At 43.7% G+C, this 17,912-nt stretch carries 18 protein-coding genes and 1 tRNA gene; 11 read left to right on the forward strand and 8 right to left on the reverse strand.

What is annotated here, in order from left to right:
* Positions 1 to 25: 25 nt before the first annotated feature.
* The 3 genes from F1644_RS03925 to F1644_RS03935 form a co-directional block, all read right to left on the reverse strand.
* Complete coding sequence (locus tag F1644_RS03925; protein ID WP_118302047.1) at positions 26 to 1,669, reverse strand: B12-binding domain-containing radical SAM protein; 1,644 nt, start codon at positions 1,667 to 1,669, stop codon at positions 26 to 28.
* 203 nt (positions 1,670 to 1,872) lie between these two features.
* Positions 1,873 to 2,721, reverse strand: a complete 849-nt coding sequence (locus F1644_RS03930) for a mechanosensitive ion channel family protein (protein ID WP_087422679.1) — start codon at positions 2,719 to 2,721, stop codon at positions 1,873 to 1,875.
* Positions 2,722 to 2,743: 22 nt separating this feature from the next.
* Positions 2,744 to 3,337, reverse strand: a complete 594-nt coding sequence (locus tag F1644_RS03935; RefSeq protein ID WP_118302046.1) for an acyl carrier protein phosphodiesterase — start codon at positions 3,335 to 3,337, stop codon at positions 2,744 to 2,746.
* 145 nt (positions 3,338 to 3,482) lie between these two features.
* On the opposite strand from F1644_RS03935, the gene F1644_RS03940 reads away from it, so the two are divergent.
* Complete coding sequence (locus F1644_RS03940) at positions 3,483 to 4,013, forward strand: C40 family peptidase (RefSeq protein WP_118302045.1); 531 nt, start codon at positions 3,483 to 3,485, stop codon at positions 4,011 to 4,013.
* A gap of 226 nt (positions 4,014 to 4,239) precedes the next feature.
* On the opposite strand, the gene F1644_RS03945 is transcribed toward F1644_RS03940, so the two are convergent.
* From F1644_RS03945 to F1644_RS03955, 3 genes are read right to left on the reverse strand one after another with little or no spacing between them, the layout of a single operon-like run.
* On the reverse strand, positions 4,240 to 6,690 hold the full coding sequence (locus tag F1644_RS03945; protein ID WP_118302044.1) for a DsrE/DsrF/DrsH-like family protein: 2,451 nt from the start codon (positions 6,688 to 6,690) through the stop codon (positions 4,240 to 4,242).
* Positions 6,691 to 6,709: 19 nt separating this feature from the next.
* On the reverse strand, positions 6,710 to 7,012 hold the full coding sequence (trxA, locus tag F1644_RS03950; protein WP_087422683.1) for a thioredoxin: 303 nt from the start codon (positions 7,010 to 7,012) through the stop codon (positions 6,710 to 6,712).
* A gap of 59 nt (positions 7,013 to 7,071) precedes the next feature.
* A complete protein-coding gene (locus F1644_RS03955; protein WP_087422711.1) occupies positions 7,072 to 7,368 on the reverse strand; it encodes an ArsR/SmtB family transcription factor in 297 nt (98 codons plus the stop codon).
* Between the two features lie 211 nt (positions 7,369 to 7,579).
* Between F1644_RS03955 and F1644_RS03960 the strand changes: the two genes are divergently transcribed.
* From F1644_RS03960 to tpx, 8 genes are all read left to right on the forward strand, one after another.
* Positions 7,580 to 7,996, forward strand: coding sequence for an EamA family transporter (locus tag F1644_RS03960; protein WP_118302043.1), 417 nt, complete (start codon positions 7,580 to 7,582; stop codon positions 7,994 to 7,996).
* The gene (locus F1644_RS03965) at positions 7,993 to 8,667 is read left to right on the forward strand and encodes a response regulator transcription factor (RefSeq protein WP_118302042.1); all 675 of its coding nucleotides are present in this window, start codon (positions 7,993 to 7,995) and stop codon (positions 8,665 to 8,667) included. The genes F1644_RS03960 and F1644_RS03965 overlap by 4 nt, the downstream gene beginning before the upstream one ends.
* Positions 8,664 to 9,716 carry a sensor histidine kinase gene (locus tag F1644_RS03970; RefSeq protein WP_229782484.1) on the forward strand — a complete coding sequence of 351 codons (1,053 nt, stop codon included), beginning with the start codon at positions 8,664 to 8,666 and terminating at the stop codon, positions 9,714 to 9,716. The genes F1644_RS03965 and F1644_RS03970 overlap by 4 nt, the downstream gene beginning before the upstream one ends.
* A 58-nt stretch (positions 9,717 to 9,774) precedes the next feature.
* Positions 9,775 to 10,527, forward strand: coding sequence for a methyltransferase family protein (locus F1644_RS03975; RefSeq protein ID WP_118302040.1), 753 nt, complete (start codon positions 9,775 to 9,777; stop codon positions 10,525 to 10,527).
* 103 nt (positions 10,528 to 10,630) lie between these two features.
* Positions 10,631 to 11,488, forward strand: a complete 858-nt coding sequence (locus tag F1644_RS03980; protein WP_087422688.1) for a PhzF family phenazine biosynthesis protein — start codon at positions 10,631 to 10,633, stop codon at positions 11,486 to 11,488.
* A gap of 694 nt (positions 11,489 to 12,182) precedes the next feature.
* Positions 12,183 to 12,256: transfer RNA gene (locus tag F1644_RS03985), tRNA-Arg, on the forward strand.
* Between the two features lie 9 nt (positions 12,257 to 12,265).
* Positions 12,266 to 12,451, forward strand: coding sequence for a DUF6790 family protein (locus F1644_RS22710; protein WP_373291461.1), 186 nt, complete (start codon positions 12,266 to 12,268; stop codon positions 12,449 to 12,451).
* A 166-nt stretch (positions 12,452 to 12,617) separates the two neighbouring features.
* Complete coding sequence (gene tpx / locus F1644_RS03990) at positions 12,618 to 13,121, forward strand: thiol peroxidase (RefSeq protein ID WP_118302039.1); 504 nt, start codon at positions 12,618 to 12,620, stop codon at positions 13,119 to 13,121.
* Positions 13,122 to 13,165: 44 nt separating this feature from the next.
* On the opposite strand, the gene F1644_RS03995 is transcribed toward tpx, so the two are convergent.
* Positions 13,166 to 14,542: a tryptophanase gene (locus F1644_RS03995; protein WP_087422690.1), complete on the reverse strand. Its 1,377-nt coding sequence runs from the start codon at positions 14,540 to 14,542 to the stop codon at positions 13,166 to 13,168.
* 249 nt (positions 14,543 to 14,791) lie between these two features.
* The gene (locus F1644_RS04000) at positions 14,792 to 16,096 is read right to left on the reverse strand and encodes a DEAD/DEAH box helicase (RefSeq protein ID WP_118302038.1); all 1,305 of its coding nucleotides are present in this window, start codon (positions 16,094 to 16,096) and stop codon (positions 14,792 to 14,794) included.
* 235 nt (positions 16,097 to 16,331) lie between these two features.
* Between F1644_RS04000 and F1644_RS04005 the strand changes: the two genes are divergently transcribed.
* Positions 16,332 to 16,580 (forward strand): DNA-binding protein, encoded by a 249-nt coding sequence (locus F1644_RS04005; protein ID WP_087422692.1) that lies wholly within the window; start codon positions 16,332 to 16,334, stop codon positions 16,578 to 16,580.
* A gap of 149 nt (positions 16,581 to 16,729) precedes the next feature.
* On the forward strand, positions 16,730 to 17,908 hold the full coding sequence (locus tag F1644_RS04010) for a class I SAM-dependent rRNA methyltransferase (RefSeq protein WP_118258326.1): 1,179 nt from the start codon (positions 16,730 to 16,732) through the stop codon (positions 17,906 to 17,908).
* Positions 17,909 to 17,912 lie beyond the last annotated feature (4 nt).

A 17,912-nucleotide genomic window follows, 5' to 3' on the forward strand; every position in this document is an offset into this window, starting at 1 on the left:
AATCATTTGCCCCCGCAACCGGAATCTAAAATCCCCTCAGTTTTTTCCCCACGTACAATGGTCTTGACGCCGATTTCCCCCGATCGAAACCGAACCAGAATTCCTCCTTTTCCCCCGATAAATAATACACCCGCATCACACTCTCGTATTCCCCCATCACGTTCACCACATCCCCCGGAACATCTTTACTCCACGGTTTCAGCCGCTTACTCGGTTCCTTAGCAAAAGGAATCCCCGCAACAATCCACGCTACCGAAATATCAGTCAGAAACATCGGGTACCGTTCCTCGCAAAACTCGTACAGCAACGCCCCCCGTCGTTCCAAACTAAGCGGTTGCTCCAACAACTCCCGTTCCTCCATCCAACGTAGAAAATCCGATAGGAAACATTCATCATACCCGATCAACTTACGGGTCACCTCCTGCCATGCCAAAGCATTATAAAAACCATCCAGCAAACGAGACAACAACCGGGCTTGACGCAAATCCTCCACCGACATCGCTTTCGTCTGCAACACCTCGTACGGCACGTCCGGGGAATAAACAATTCCCAAAGCCTCTGCCTCCGCACGCATCGCTGTTCCGGGTAATAATTTCAACAACTCCAACTGGATCTCTCCCGTTCCGAAACCAGCCAATACCCGCACATCCTCGACCATCTGTTCCAAAGAATACAATGGTAACCCGGCAATCAAATCAGCGTGTACCACCAAATTAGATAATGACGCCAAATAACGCAGCCCATCCAAAGCCGCCTGTAAATCACCGATTCGCCGACAAGCCTGTAACACATTCTCCCGTAAACTCTGAATTCCCGCCTCCAGATGCAACAACCCGGCAGGCAACTCCCGCAACAACTCCTTCACCTCATCAGAAAGCAACGCCGGATGAATCTCCAAATGAAAACGCATCCCCGGAGCAAACTCCCTGAACAACTCCAGCAAACTGATCGCCCTCCGGGAAGACCCGTTAAAAGTACGATCCAACAACCGAATATCCCGAATACCATGATCCCGAATAACAGTCAGGCGTTCCCGAATACGCTCCACAGACAACACCCGCACGGGTTTCTCCGCCCCACTCACGCAAAAAGCACAAGTATTAAAACACCCCCTCGTCGTTTCCAACTGTACGAATGGCTTTGTCCAATCGAAAAAACGACTGCGTTCCGGAATCATCAATTGATCGAACTCCATCACCCTCGCTAATCCCCCATCATGATACACACCCTCCGCATCCAACCAACACAGCCCCACAACCTCATTCCACCGGGAAGGACAATCGTACACCCCTAGCCACTCGTGAAATCCTAACTCACCCTCTCCCCGAAACACGCAAGCCACGTGCCGATTCCGACGCAAATACTCCTCATTATCCCCCAACATCTCCGGTCCCCCGAATATAATGGTACATTCCGGTAACAACGCCTTCACCCGAGCCGTGATCTTCAACAACACCTCATGCGTGAACAACCACGCCGTCGCCGCCACCACATCGGGCCGGGCCGCCACGATCTCGGCCACCACACTCCCCACATTTGAATTGATCGTCGCTGAAACCTTCCTCCATTCCACATTCCCCTCCTTTCCTTCCACTTGAGCATGAATAGCCGGAAGAGCCAATGAAGAATGAGCATACGAAGAATTCAAATCCAACCAAAGAAGTAACATAACAATTTCAATTTTAGTGTTCGCCTCCGGCGAGTTACAAGTTCCTTTTCCCCTCTCCTTCCCAACCCCGCAAAGCTAACGCTTTTTCCATAAGAAAAAAAGTTCCAGAACAACACAAAAAAGTGGTAGTTATTTTCCAATCACTACCACTTCTATTTAAATAACTTGTAACCTGTAACCCGTTAACTTGTAACGGCAAAATCCTATTCTGCCTGTTTATGCAAATGCACATCCAACTGTGGGAACGGAATATTCAGATTCTCCTCGGCGAACGTCTTGTACACCTTCTCGTTCATATCAAAATAAACACCCCAGTAATCCCCGGCGTTCACCCAAGCACGAACCACGATATTCACCGAACTCTCTCCCAAAGAAGTCAAGGCAATAAAATAAGCCGGGTCCTTCAACACACGTCCATCCGCATCCAGTAAACGGGCAATCACGGCTTTCGCCTTCGTGTAATCATCCCCGTAAGCAATTCCGAACTCCCAATCCACACGGCGAGTAGCCTCCCGTGAATAGTTTTTCATCAACCCCGTTGACAAACCGCCATTCGGGATAATGATAATCTTATTATCGGGAGTCGCCAGAATCGTGTTAAATATCTGAATCTCCCTCACCGTACCACTCTGTCCCTGAGCCTCGATCGTATCTCCGACCTTAAACGGCTTGAACAACAAAATCATTACCCCTCCGGCGAAATTCTGTAACGTACCGCTCAATGCCATACCAATGGCAACACCGGCAGATGCAAACAAGGCTATAAACGAGCTGGTCTCGATACCCAACACTCCAATCACCACGATAATCAACAACAACGTTAACGTGATATTCACCAAACTCTTCACGAACGTAGACAAAGAAGCCTCCACATGACGTTTTTCCAATATCTTCGCCAACAACTTGTTCAATCGCCGGACAATCCAGCGTCCCACAAGGAACACCACGATAGCCAACAAAATCTTAGAACCGACCGATATTCCCAAATCGATCATCTTAGTTAAGAACACATCTAATGACACATTAGAAGGACTTGTCAATAATTCTTCCATACACCTAAATTTATATTAATGATTAACAACTTATATCCGCCTCCAACATCATACGACATTTCTCTTGAACATCCGGCAGGAAACGATCGAACAACTCCTGTAACCGATCCTGATTCCTCTCGAAAAAGACGATGGCCGCCTCCGGGTCAACTCCCAGATTCTTGTACTCCACCATGATTTCCAGCGAACGCTTAATCCCGGAAAGGGAAGCATAACGCACCAACCGATTTGTCAGGATAAAATGCCAAAGGAACCCTTTAAACCGTTCCGGCAAATGACGATAATTCAAGACTAACGCCCCATAAAAACCACAGGCAAACCACCTCAACGACCGCCCGGAATAACGTCGAAAATCCCTTGCCAATAAATGATCAAAATAAATATCCGTCAAAACGCCGGAATAACGTCCGAAATCACCTCGCAACATATCTATTGCCTCCCGAACCACGGGATGATGATCCGTGTAATCATCAATTTCCCGGTGTAACAGAATACCCTCCCGAAAACCCGACGGATAATTCTCGTAAGTCCGCCCCTTAACAGCATCCCCAACAAAGTTCCCGATCTGAACTTTCCGATTATTTCCCGAGAGGAATATATGTGCTAAATAATTCATTCCTTGGTTTACGTTTTTACCCTATAACAAGTTTCAAGTTTTTCGGACTTTTTTTAACACCGATCTAAAAACAAAAATAACAAAAAAGACGAACCCTTCTCCCGAATTCTCTATCTTTGTTGACATTATTGGTAACTAATTGAATATGAATAGAACATTTAAATTTAACACGTTATATATCGGGATTCTTTTACTGACCCTCGCCTTTTCGTCCTGTACCTCATCCAAACAACTCGCTATCCAAAAAAGTAAAACCGCACAGCTATCCCGTAAATTAGGATTCACGGTGAATCGGAAAGATGATCTACCCTTACTGGAAGAAGTCAGTCGATGGCTAGGAACTCCCTATCGGTATGGTGGAACCACTCGTACGGGTGCCGATTGTTCGGGATTCGTGGGAGCCGTGTATAAAAACGTTTACCACAAATCCCTACAACGCACAGTCGTTAATATCTACAACAAGGACTGCCAGCGCATCGGGAAACACCGTTTGAAACCGGGTGATCTTGTCTTTTTCAATTTCTCCAAGCGGAAGAAAAGAACCCTTAATCACATGGGAATCTACCTCAAAAACGGTTACTTCGCTCATGCCAGCACATCAAAAGGTGTCATGGTCAACCACCTAAGCGAAAATTACTATAAAAAAGGGTGGCGTAAATCCGGCAGGGTATGGTAGATTAAGTATAAATAAAGGGGGCGTGTCAACATTTTTTTATCCTCAAAAAACTCCTCCGTCACTTCGTGCCACCTCCTCTATAAACAGAGGAGGAGCTGGCGACTCTTCCCGAAGACAGGGAGTATTTCAGCTCTCCCTCTGTTTATAGAGGGAGTACCCCGAAGGGGGGAGGGAGTTTGAAAAATGACTTTTGACACTCCCCCCTTTCATATAATAAAACCTTCAATCAAACAAACAGATTCACGTTTGCATCCTCCGCCCGCTCCAGATAAGTCGCCACACCTCCAACATTCACCCCATCAATCAACTCCTCTTTCGTGATCCCCATCACATCCATGGACATCTGGCAAGCAATAAATTCAACTCCATTGTTCCGGGCCTGTTCAATCAAGCTCTCCAGCGAATCGATTTGTTTATTACGCATCACCTTCCGCATCATCCGAGTTCCCATCCCCATCATATTCATCTTCGACAAAGACAACTTACGACTTCCGGCAGGCATCATCATTCCGAACATCTTGCCCATCGTGTCTTTCTTCACGGCATCGGCACGCTCTTTCCTGATCACGTTCAACCCCCAAAAAGTGAAAAACATCGTCACCTTCCGTCCCGTCGATGCCGCCCCGTTCGCGATAACAAACGACGCCAACGCCTTATCCAGATCATCACTGAACACGATCAGCGTCTTGTTGTTCCCCGCCCCTTCCTTCACCACGGGACAAACTCCTGCCCCTTTCTCCAACACGGCCGTAATTATACCCTTTTCTTCCTTCACATCCACCAACTGATTGCCCGTCATTTTTGCCCATGATGCCACATCCTGGGAAAATCCCTGATCGGTCACTTTAATCTCCAAACGTTCCCCAACCTTCAATTGCTCCATCCCACCTTTCAACTTCATCACGGGTCCCGGACATTGTAAGCCGCAAGCATCTATCGTGAGGGATTTCTTCTCCACCACTTTCTCCGGAGCTTTCACTTCCACCGACTTTTTCGGTTCCGGTTCCGAATATTTTATCGGGTTACATTGTTCCGCCATCGCCGTTGAATACGTCTTGTAACCTCCATTCAAGTTCACCACATCATAACCGTGTTGCATCAATACCCGGGCTGCAATATACCCCCGCAACCCGATGGCACAGAATACCACGATTGTCCGATCCTTCGGCAGTTTCTGATATTCTCCCCGTGAACCATCCAAGGATATATTCACGGCCCCCTCGATACTTCCCATCGCAAACTCCTCGGCCGTACGCACGTCCACTAGCATCACTTTGGATCGGTCCATATCTTTCAATTCCCGCCAACTAATCATCTTCACTTTTCCACTCAGCATATTATCCGCCACGAATCCGGCCATATTCACCGGGTCTTTCGCCGACGAGTAAGGTGGCGCGTATGCTTGTTCCAATTCCATCAAATCATAAATCGTCCCACCATTCCGAATTACGGCTGACATCATTTCCAACCGTTTATCTACCCCATCAATACCCACGGCTTGGGCGCCCAGCAACTTTCCATCTTCCGGAGAGAAGTTAATCTTTATATCCATCATAATCGCACCCGGATAATACCCGGCATGAGATGCTCCATGCACGATAGCCTCTTTATAAGGAATTTGCAGACGATCCAACATCTTTGCAGACAACCCGGTTGCCCCTACGGTCAAGTCAAAGACCTTGGCAATGGCCGTACTGATAGAGCCTTTATATTTTTGATGATTACCATTCACCACGTTGTCCGCACAGATACGTCCCTGTTTATTGGCCGGTCCCGCTAAAAACGCCAGAGCTGGACGACCACTCACCGGATTCGGGAACTCGATTGCATCACCCACGGCATAAATATCCAGCTGGGAAGTCTGTAAGAACTCGTTCACCTTAATTCCTCCCATCTCCCCGATCTCTAACCCAGCCTCACGTGCCAGTTTCACATCCGGGCGCACCCCGATAGAAAGCACAACCATATCAACCTGCAACACCAACCCGCTTTTCAACACCACGTCAATACCGTCCTCCACGGGGCGGAACGCTGTCACCGCCTCCTGCAAATGCAGCCCGACACCTTTCGACTTAAAATGCTGGTGTACTGCAGTAGCAATCTCGTAATCCACCGGAGTCATCACCTGATCAGCCATTTCCACGACCGACACTTGAATCCCATATTCATGCAGGTTCTCCGCCATCTCCAACCCAATAAATCCGGCCCCCACGATCAGTGCCCGTTTCACGTCATGCTCCTCGATATACTCCTTCACCCGATCCGTATCATTCACGTTACGTAAGGTAAAAATTCCTTCCGTGTCAATCCCCTCTAACGGTGGACGCACCGGAGCCGCTCCCGGAGACAAAATCAATTTATCATACGTCTCTTCATAAAGTCCTCCCGAATCCAAATTATGTACCGTAATTGTTTTCTTTTCCGGGTTTACACGCTCCACCTCCGAACGCACCCGAGCCTCAATATTAAATCGTGCGGCAAAACTTTCCGGTGTTTGCACGAAAAGTTTCTCCCGCTCGTAAATCACCTCTCCGATATAATAAGGTAAACCGCAATTGGCATAAGAGATATAATCACCTCTCTCGAACATAATAATTTCAGCACTCTCATCAAGCCTACGCAAACGGGCTGCCGTCGAGGCACCACCCGCCACACCACCAACAATCAAATATTTCATACACGCTTAGATTTTAGGGTTATATATACTTTTCAATTATTTCCTGTAACTGTGATGCTTGAACCACCCCGCTATTATTCCACAACACCTTTCCTTGTTTAAACAACATCAACGTGGGTACCGACTGGATATGATACAAATACACCGGTTGCCGGTTAGCTGGCACATCCACGTCTATCTTCAAGATGATTACCTTATCCCCCAGCCTCTTTTTCACATCCTCCAAAATCGGATGCATCATCTTACACGGCCCGCACCACGTGGCAAAAAAGTCCACCAATACTGGCTTTTCTCCATTAATCAACTCATTGAATTTATCCATAATATCACGTTTTAATTTATATTACTTATAACGTCCGTTCCCCCGTAAAGTTCACGGACTTACTTCGTGCATTTCATCATGCACCGCATGGCCTCCGTGACATGATCACTCGCCATACTATAAAAAGCATTACGCCCCTCCCGCCGAATCAGTAGAATTCCCTTCGCCTGCATATCTGTCAGGTGATGCGAAATCAACGCCTGACTACATCCCATCCTGTCACATATATCCGACACGCTCATCTCACCGTTTTTCGAGAGTAAGCATATAATTTTCAACCGATTCGGGTGTGCCACTGCTTTCAACACGTACGCCAACTTTTCCAATTCTTCCTGTGTAAAACATTCTGTTTCCATATTCTCCTTTTTTGAATACACAAATATATAAATATACATTTGAATATACAACACTATAAAGAATCTTTAACACGCCTCATTTGCCTTAAATATCTCTCCATCTTCAAAATTTCTACAATATTCCCACCTAATTTTGTCATAAAAAACAATATATAATAAAGTTATCTCGCTAAAATCCGTAATTTTGTAACCAACAAATGATCATTGACTTATGTGGAAATATTACGCATTATTATCGGCCCTTTTTGCTGCATTAACAGCAATATTCGCAAAGATCGGGGTAAAAGACATAAATTCAGATCTGGCAACAGCCATCCGTACCTCCGTCATCCTAGTGATAACTTGGGGTATAGTGTTGTTCGGCACACACATGGGAGAGATAAAAGACATCAGCCGTCACGCTTGGGTATTCCTAATTCTTTCCGGGATAGCTACCGGGCTTTCATGGCTCTTTTATTTCAAAGCATTGCAAAGCGGGGAAGTATCACGTGTTGCCCCGATAGATAAATTAAGCGTAGTCATCACCATTTTCCTCTCTTTTATCCTATTAAAAGAACCGGTTAGTTTAAAGGTCATCATCGGTGCTTTACTCATCACGGGTGGAAGTGTTCTAATGCTTATCAAATGAAACTACTAATCATTGAAGACGAACGGGATTTGTCAAACAGCATCGTGACCTATCTCAGTTCAGAAAATTATCTATGCGAACAAGCATTCACGTATAATGAGGCAAAAGACAAAATCAATTTATACGACTACGACTGCATACTTCTGGACTTGATGCTACCGGGTGGAAACGGGCTTGATGTCCTTCGGGAAATAAGACATAAAAACAACCCGGTTGGGGTAATCATCATATCTGCCAAAGACTCTTTGGACGACAAAATAAACGGTTTGGAAATCGGGGCAGATGATTATCTCGCCAAACCATTCCACTTATCGGAATTAAGTATGCGTATTTACGCCATCATACGCCGGAAAGAATTTTCCAGCAACAACCTCTTACAAAGCAATAACATCACGATCAACCTGCTGAGCAAGTCCGTGTCGGTAAACGACCAACTCATCATACTGACACGCACGGAATATGAACTATTACTTTTCTTTATCAGTAATAAAAACAAAGTCATTTCCAAAAGCGCCATTGCCGAACACTTGAGCGGTGACATGGCTGATATGTTGGATAGTCACGATTTTGTTTACACGCACATCAAAAACCTAAAAGCCAAACTGGCCGAAAAAGGTTGCAAAGAATCGATTAAAAACGTTTATGGAACCGGATACAAATGGTTAGAATGAAAAGCCTCCTCAACAAAACATTGACACAGTTCATCGTGTGTACCATCATCATTTTATTGCTGGCGACACCCCTGTTTTATCTCTTGACCAAGCACTATTACGCGGAAGACATGATTGATATTATAGAGGCCACGCAACAAAATCAACCCATTCCGGAACTCGATCTGGAACAGGACATCATGCAAGGCGTGATGATACAATTCGCCTTAATCAGCGGGGTATTAGGCATTGCCATTATACTCATGACCCGTTTCGTCTCCAAACGTTTATGGAAACCTTTCGAAGATACGCTAAAACAACTTGAACATTTCAAGCTGGAAAGCGAAACTATCCCTCTGTTACCCGCCAGCGACATCAAGGAATTCAACCAATTGAATCAATCGTTAAACCGAATGATGACCAACAGTCTAAAAAGCTATAAAGTCCAAAAAGAATTCACCGAAAATGCCTCGCACGAACTCCAAACCCCATTAGCAGCTTTTCAGAGCAAACTGGATGTTCTGCTCCAGTTCCCCGATCTGACGGAACAACAAGCGGAAATGATGCAGGGATTATACCAAATATCCGGCCGCTTATCACGCCTGAACCGAAATCTTTTGTTATTAGCTAAAATAGACAATAAACAGTACAATCAGATGAGTGTTATCAATGTGATGACAACCTTAGAAGAACTTCTTCCCTTTTTGGAAAATATGACCGAAGGAATCACGCTTCGCAAGGATTTTCAAATCCCGGAATTGATCGTTAACGGGAATAAATCCTTACTGGAAAGCATGATTAACAACTTGATTGTTAATGCCGTCCGATACAATCTACCGGAGGGAGAAATAACCATCACGATAAAAGAAAACGAGTTAACCATTTCCAATACTTCCAACGAGATGCCCTTAGATAGTAAACTTATATTCAATCGTTTCTATCACCCCACTGAAAAGATACAGGGAAATGGACTGGGACTAGCTATCGTGAAAGCAATCTGTGACTACCACAGTTGGAGCATCCAGTATCACCACGAAAATAATAAACATTATTTTACAGTACACTTTTAAATCTTCAAATTTCCCACAAAATCAGGTTCTACTTTTACTGCCATAAAATAAATTTATTATGGCTTTACAAGAAGAATTAGAATTACAAGGAAACTGGTTGTTCAGATACAGAAGTATCTTGCCGATCACAATTTTAAGTATTGGAGTATTGGTCTATATCTACACGATCCATGCTCCGGGAACACTCTTCAATAAAATCGAATTTTATTGGCACCACTACGAAAACCTGTGCTTATTTATCAGCTTAGCAGGAATCTTTATCCGGGTGTACACGGTCGGACACACTCCCGCCGGCACTTCGGGCAGAAACACTCAAAACCAAGTAGCAGATAGCTTAAATCAAACGGGTATATATTCTATCGTCCGTCATCCGCTTTACTTGGGTAACTTCCTAATGTGGTTGGGGATCTCCTTACTAACCTGCAATATCGGGTTTATCGCCATTTTCGTACTGGCCTACTGGCTTTACTACGAACGTATCATGTACGCGGAAGAACAATTTTTACGAAACAAATTTGGTGTTGCTTATATCAACTGGGCTGAAATAACACCAACGATCTTACCTAATTTCAAATCATTCGTCCCACCCACCCTGCCTTTTTCATGGAAGAAGGTTTTGAAGAAAGAGAAAAACGGTCTCTTCGCCTTATGTCTTATCTTCATGGGATTTGACTGCATCAAGGTATGGCTGGAAAAAAGTACCCAATACAATTATCTTCTAATAATACTAGCCATCGCAAGCGGCATCCTCTACTGTATTTTAAAATATTTAAAGAAACAGACCCGACTACTAGACGAAAAAGGACGCTAACAACACCACAAACCCCCGTGTTTATTTGTTTATCACGGGGTAAACCATCTATTCCCAAAAAAGTTTTTAACTTCGCAATAGATATTAAGCAATTATTTATGCGATGAAAATATACGTGGTAAGTGCATTCAGCATGAATGGTTCCGGAGGAAATAAAGCCGGCGTCCTACTCGATGAGTTTATTCCCGATTCTAGTAAAAAAATTGCATTAGCAGCAAGTCTCGGTTATTCAGAAACAGTTTTCTTATCTGCCTCCAACAAAGCTGACTTCAAATTGGAGTATTTTACTCCTAAAGGTGAAGTACCTCTTTGTGGTCATGCCACTATTGCTTCTTTTGTCGCTCTTCGGAATCTCGGAAGACTACAAAAAACAGAATACATTATTGAAACTGCCGCAGGACGATTGAAAGTGTGGATAAACGATGACGGGCTTATCTTTATGGAACAGAACAAGCCCTCCTTTTTCGATATTATTTCTAATGAACGACTTGTCCGATGTTTCCATCCTCTTTCTTTAGACGAACGTTTTCCGGTACGTATCGTTTCAACCGGATTGAGAGATATAATTATGCCGATTTCAGCACCGAATGTATTGGAAACTATGGTCCCGGATTTCAATGAAATATCTATTTTGAGCAAAGAAATGAAATGCATTGGTATTCACTGTTTCGCACTCACGGAATCTGATATAGACAATGCATCCACAGCCGTTTGCCGGAATTTCGCTCCACTTTACGGTATCAACGAAGAGGCCGCAACAGGAACCTCCAATTGCGCCTTAGCTTGTTACCTTCACAATCTTGGGATAAGACCACAAAGGTACATCTTTGAACAAGGACATAATCTTTCTAGTGTTTCCAGAATCATTGTTGAGCTAAAGACGGATTCTGATATTCTTGGCGTCAGAGTTGGTGGAGACGGGATTATAGAAGGCATACTGGACAAAGATATTATATCTTAATTAACCAACTATTCTGGATCAACCTGCATTTTAAGGGCTTCAAGCATAAATATTCGTAGGTCTAAAACAAGAAGTATGGAATGTGCTTTACTCCTCTAATAGAGATCTAAAGTTTCAATTTGAGCATTGAACCCCTCCACAGAAATATTGGTATATTTATTCTCGCAAAAGTTTAAAGCCTGTTTAAATTTTGTTGAACAAAATCTCGTCGTTGTTTGATCACCTCTAGGTCATGCCAATGTTCCTTCAATGTTCCTATATGTCTCCGTCTCGATTCGTGCCGCACTCAAATGTATTTTCTCCGGCGATCACTCGCAAGTGACACGGAGAAAGCACGGAGAAAGCACGGAGAAGACCTAGCCAAACAATAGTGTAACAGCGTATTATAGGAGTAGCGACTCTCTTATTGCGTTAACTTACTTGTGTTGAGGTAGTTGATCTTAAAAAAGACATATGGGCTCGAAAATTCCTCTTCTTGCAAGGTCGTTAGATAAATCCTATTCATGGTCATTTAATGATGCGGTAATCTTAAATCTTTGAATGACCTAGCTTTTGAATACCTAACACCCAACATTTTTATCTTATCAACACGAAATTTCAACAAGTTCTTAGTTTAAACTAAAAAAATGCTTTCCAAAGTTTGTATTTATACGATAAACCGCTATCTTTGCACCGTCAAAAATAAATGACACTCGGTTCGGTAGCTCAGCTGGATAGAGCAACGGCCTTCTAAGCCGTAGGTCTTGGGTTCGAATCCCAACCGGATCACAAAAGGCGATTACGAAAGTAGTCGCTTTTTTGCTAGTAACCATTATTCCTTTTTCAACATTTCTAATCAATGGCGGATCATTACACGTGAAGGAGATATATAAAAAACGAAACCTCAACCCGGGTAACACGTGGATTATATTACCAGACTTCCTAATTCCCCTCACGCTCATATCTTTATTCTATTCTAAATAACTCTATAATAAAACAACACTTAACAAAGACAAAATTTCATTCGCTTTCGTAAAACTTTATTTCAAAACTCCCGTAAAACAAGCTATGAATTTTCTTTTTGCGAAACAAGATTAAAATTATATATTTGAAAAACGATAATAAGTCAAACATTAAAATTTAAAACACTATGGCAAAAATAACATTAGCAGGCAATAGTATAAATACAAAAGGTAATCTACCTTCAGTTGGTTCTGTAGCACCCGATTTCTCATTAGTAAAAACGGATTTATCTGAATTAACCTTGGCAAGCGAAAAAGGTAAACGCGTTGTTCTAAATATTTTCCCCAGTCTTGACACCAGCGTATGCGCAACATCCGTACGTACGTTCAATAAACTTGCTGCTGAAATGGACAATACGATTGTATTGGCAATCTCTAAAGATCTTCCTTTTGCACACGCTCGTTTCTGTACCACAGAAGGAATTGACAAAGTAATTCCTCTTTCTGCATTCAGAGATCATGCTTTCGGTGACAAATATGGAGTGGAAATGGTAGATGGACCTTTAGCCGGATTATTGGCTCGCTCCGTTGTCGTTATTGATGAAAACGGAAAGATCATTTACGAAGAACTCGTTCCGGAAATCACTCACGAACCTAACTATGATGCTGCTTTAGCCAGCTTAAAGAAATAGTTTATGAACTTTAAAATAAAAAGGGGCTTTCGCCCCTTTTCTTTTTATTTAGCACGCTCCAATTGAACAGTGAAGTGACGCATTAACGGTGCTTCCCAAGTAATTTGGAAACCACGAGTAATTTGCTCACGACGATCAAATACATTCTTCAAAGCAACGGCAATCACGTCCATGTGGTTGTTCGTGTACACTCTTCTCGGGATAGCTAAACGAAGAAGATCTAAACCACCGAAACGATTCTCACGAGTTACCGGATCACGGTCAGCCAAAATATAACCGATCTCGCAACCGCGAATACCTGCCTCCAAGTACAATTCAACAGTCAACGTTTGGGCCGGGAACTCTTCTTTCGGGACATGAGTCAACACTTTAGGTGCATCAACAAACAATGCATGACCACCTGCAGGACGTTGGTAAGGAATTCCGAACTCATCCAAACGCTTTGCCAAATACTCTACTTGTTTGATGCGAGTTTCCAAGTTATCAAATTCGGTATTTTCATCCAAACCGATAGCTAAAGCGTTCATATCACGACCATTCATACCTCCGTATGTCAGGTAACCTTCATATTGTACGCAGAAACCTTTAGCTCCCTCAAACCAGTCTTGGTGACGAGTTGCGATGAATCCACCCATGTTCACGATTGCATCTTTCTTCGCACTCATAGTCATACCGTCTGCGTTATCGAACATTTCTTTCACGATCTCTTTAATCGTCTTGTTCTGATAACCTTCCTCACGAGTTTTAATGAAGTAAGCATTCTCAGCGAAACGAGCAGAATCGAACAATACACGTTTGCCATATTTATCAGCGATAGCACGAACTTCCTTGATATTCTTCATAGAAACAGGTTGTCCACCAGCCGTGTTATTGGTTACAGTTACAATGATAAACGGAATCTTGTCAGCATGTTCTGCCAGTACTTTTTCCAATTTCTTCGGGTCAAGATTTCCTTTAAAAGGAACTTCCAACTGGGTATCTTTTGCCTCGTCGATCGTCACGTCCCAAGCGATAGCCTTACGACCTTCGATGTGACCTTTCGTCGTGTCAAAATGAGAGTTACCCGGTACAATATCACCCTCTTTTACAAGATAAGAGAAAAGTACGTTCTCGGCTGCACGTCCCTGATGAGTCGGGATCACGTAATCGAATCCGGTCAAACGGGTAATCATGTTTTTCAGATTAAAGAAAGAAGATGCTCCGGCATAACTTTCATCACCCAACATCATTCCGGCCCATTGGCGGTCTGTCATAGAACCGGTTCCCGAGTCGGTCAACAAGTCAATATACACGTGTTCTGCACGTAATTGGAACACGTTATAGTGTGCCTCTTTAATCCATTGTTCTCTCTCTTCACGAGTACTTTTACGAATGGGTTCTACCATTTTAATCTTCCACGATTCTGCAAAAGGTAATTCCATAATCTTTAAACTTTAAATAGTTAATGATATAAATTAATTGTAATATAATTCTCAAGAAATGACCGGAAGGCCATTAATAACATAAGCATGTAAATGGGGGTACGAAAGACCTCCACCTTTAACAAACAAAGGTGTCGCGTTTCTTAATATTCAAGAAAAGTTTACTGACTAATATGACGCTTTTATCTTTCATCGTAGCAAATTTGGGAAAAATAAAAAAAAGACCAAGGAATTCTTGATCTTTTTTTATTACTTCTTCTTTTTCTTTGCCATTCGTTTCTTCATCACGTTTCTCCGGTTATCCTCGGCAGTATATGTATTTTTCGCCTTCTTAGCGTGGAAAGCCCCGCCTCCTTGCGGTTTCCCTCGTTGGTAAACAATATTATTGGTCTGCACCTGTTCCTCTTCCAGCAGTAACTGAGAAATTTCCAACTTTTCAGGCAAATCAAGTATTTCAACTTCTTGATTAATCAGACGTTCTATATCCATGAAACGATCCTCCTCGATTTCCGACACGAAACTGATCGCAGCTCCTTCTTTTCCCGCACGAGCCGTACGCCCGATTCGATGCACGTACTCTTCCGCCAAAGAAGGTATATCAAAATTGATCACGTGACTCACATCCTGCACGTCAATACCGCGGGCAGCCACGTCAGAGGCCACCATGATACGGGTCTCCCCCTCCTTAAATGACCTCAACGCTTTCAAACGGGTATTTTGCGCCTTATTCGAGTGAATAACACTCAACTCACCTTTCCAGTGATCAGCCAAACGCTCCACGATACGATCCGCATTTTTCTTCGTCTCGGTAAAGATCATCACTTTCTTGAAATTCTCCTTATCAGTAAGCAACAATTTCAACAAATTGATCTTCGTCGAAATATTCGGCACATCATAACGATATTGTTTCACGTTCTCCACGGGAGTTGCCTGACGAGCCACTTCCACCCGTACCGGATCATTCAGGAAATCATGCGACAGACTCTCCACGGCCTCCGAGAAAGTAGCGGAAAACAACATCGTCTGATGTTTCTCCGGTAACACCTCAAAAATCCCTTTCAATTGCGGAAGGAAACCCAAATCCATCAACCGATCGGCCTCGTCGACCACGACCGTCTTGATCATTTTCGTACGGATGATACCGTTATAATATATATCCATGAAACGCCCCGGCGTAGCCACGAGCAAGTCCACTCCTTCGAACACCCGATCCTGTTGTGTCCGGATATTCGTTCCCCCGTACACACCCACGCAACGAATGTCCATGAACTCCGTCAACAATTCAACGCTCTCACACACCTGCACCACCAATTCCCGCGTGGGAACAATCACCAATGCCCGCGGAACCAATCCCTGCGCGTAATGCAGTTTCATCAACATCGGGATCAGGTAAGCCAGCGTCTTTCCCGTACCGGTCTGGGCGATACCGATCAAATCCTTCCCGGAACGACTGATTGAAAATACTTCTTCCTGAATAGGAGTCGGGTTCTCGAAACCAGCCTCTTCCAACGCCATCAAAATTTGCTTACTTACATTTAAATCCTGAAATCCCATACATGTTACGTTTTTAAACTATACGGTTACAAAGGTACAAAAAGTAGTGTCTCGCACGAAATAAATTTATTTATAAAATAAATTGCATCTAAATACCCAAAATAAACCACTAACACTCAACATAATACACAGAAATACTTTTGTAACAAAAACGAGAATGATAAACTTTTCATTTGCTTTTATCAAAATATATTTCTAAATTTATTGCACATAAAACCTCTAAAATTACTACGTTATGACTTATACTATTACTTTTAACGAGCTGAGAAAAATCAAAGACATGCTACCTCACGGAAGTATGCAGAGAATTGCAGAAGACTTGGGTATCAGTACAGACACCGTACGTAACTACTTCGGAGCCGATAATTATGACAACGGGGGATCAAGCGCCGGAATACATGTTGAACAAGGCCCTGACGGCGGACTTGTCGTTCTGGATGACACGGCCATTCTGGACAAGGCAAAGGAACTTTTGAACGTGTAGCAAAAAGATTTTAACACCGGGAAATTGCAAAATAGCATTCCCGGTATTTTTTTACCGCTTTTTTATCTACTTTTGCTCCATCAAGTCACAGACAAACCTGTAACTTGTAAACTTGTAACCAGTAACGTCGCATCGCGACACGAATAAGTATGAGCAAAATAGTTCTAAAAGCCGGTAAAGAAAGATCTTTATACAGACTGCACCCGTGGGTTTTCTCGGGAGCAATAGCCAAAATCAAGGGAGACGTGCAGGAAGGTGACGTCGTTCAAGTGTATAACAGTGACGACGAATATCTCGCCACGGGCCACTACCAGATCGGGAGTATCGCCGTGCGTGTACTCACGTTCAAGGAAGAAGAAATTGACTATAACTTCTGGGTGGAGCGCATCCGACAGGCCTATCTGACACGTGTAGCCATCGGTTTGGCGACCAACCCGAACAACAACGTGTACCGCCTCGTTCACGGGGAAGGTGACGATCTTTCCGGACTTGTTATTGACTATTACGCGGGGGTTGCCGTCGTGCAATTCCATTCCGTGGGAATGTATAAAGTTCGGGAAGAGATCACGAAAGCCCTGTTGGAAGTCATGGGGGATAAACTCATTGCCATATACGACAAGTCGGAAGGAACCCTTCCTTTTAAGGCAGGACTTAACCCCAAGAATGACTACCTATACGGTCACACCGACAACTTCACGGCCATCGAAAACGGGTTAAAATTCAACGTGGACTGGCTGGAAGGTCAAAAGACCGGATTCTTTGTCGATCAACGGGAAAATCGACGTTTGCTCGAACAATACGCCCACGACAAGAATGTTCTCAACATGTTCTGTTACACGGGTGGTTTTTCATTCTACGCCATGCGAGGTGGGGCAAAACTCGTACATTCGGTGGATGCCTCGGCCAGAGCCATCGAGCTAACCAACCAAAATGTGGAACTCAACTTCCCCGGTGACACACGTCACGAGGCATTCGTGGAAGACGCTTTCAAATTCCTTGATAAATCACACAACAAATATGACTTGATCATCCTTGATCCTCCCGCATTTGCCAAACACCAAAACGTGCTGGACAATGCCATTCAAGGATACAAAAAGCTGAACCGTAAGGGAATCGAGGTTGTAAAACCCGGTGGGTTAATCTTCACCTTCTCCTGTTCACAGGTTATGACGAAGGACCTCTTCCGCCAAACGGTCTTCACCGCGGCAGCCAACACGGGTAGGAAAGTCAAAATCCTGCACCAACTCACGCAGCCAGCCGATCACCCGATCAGCATCTATCACCCGGAAGGAGAATATTTAAAAGGATTAGTATTGTACGTGGAATAAATAA

Source organism: Butyricimonas paravirosa, from assembly GCF_032878955.1.
GTDB lineage: Bacteria > Bacteroidota > Bacteroidia > Bacteroidales > Marinifilaceae > Butyricimonas > Butyricimonas paravirosa.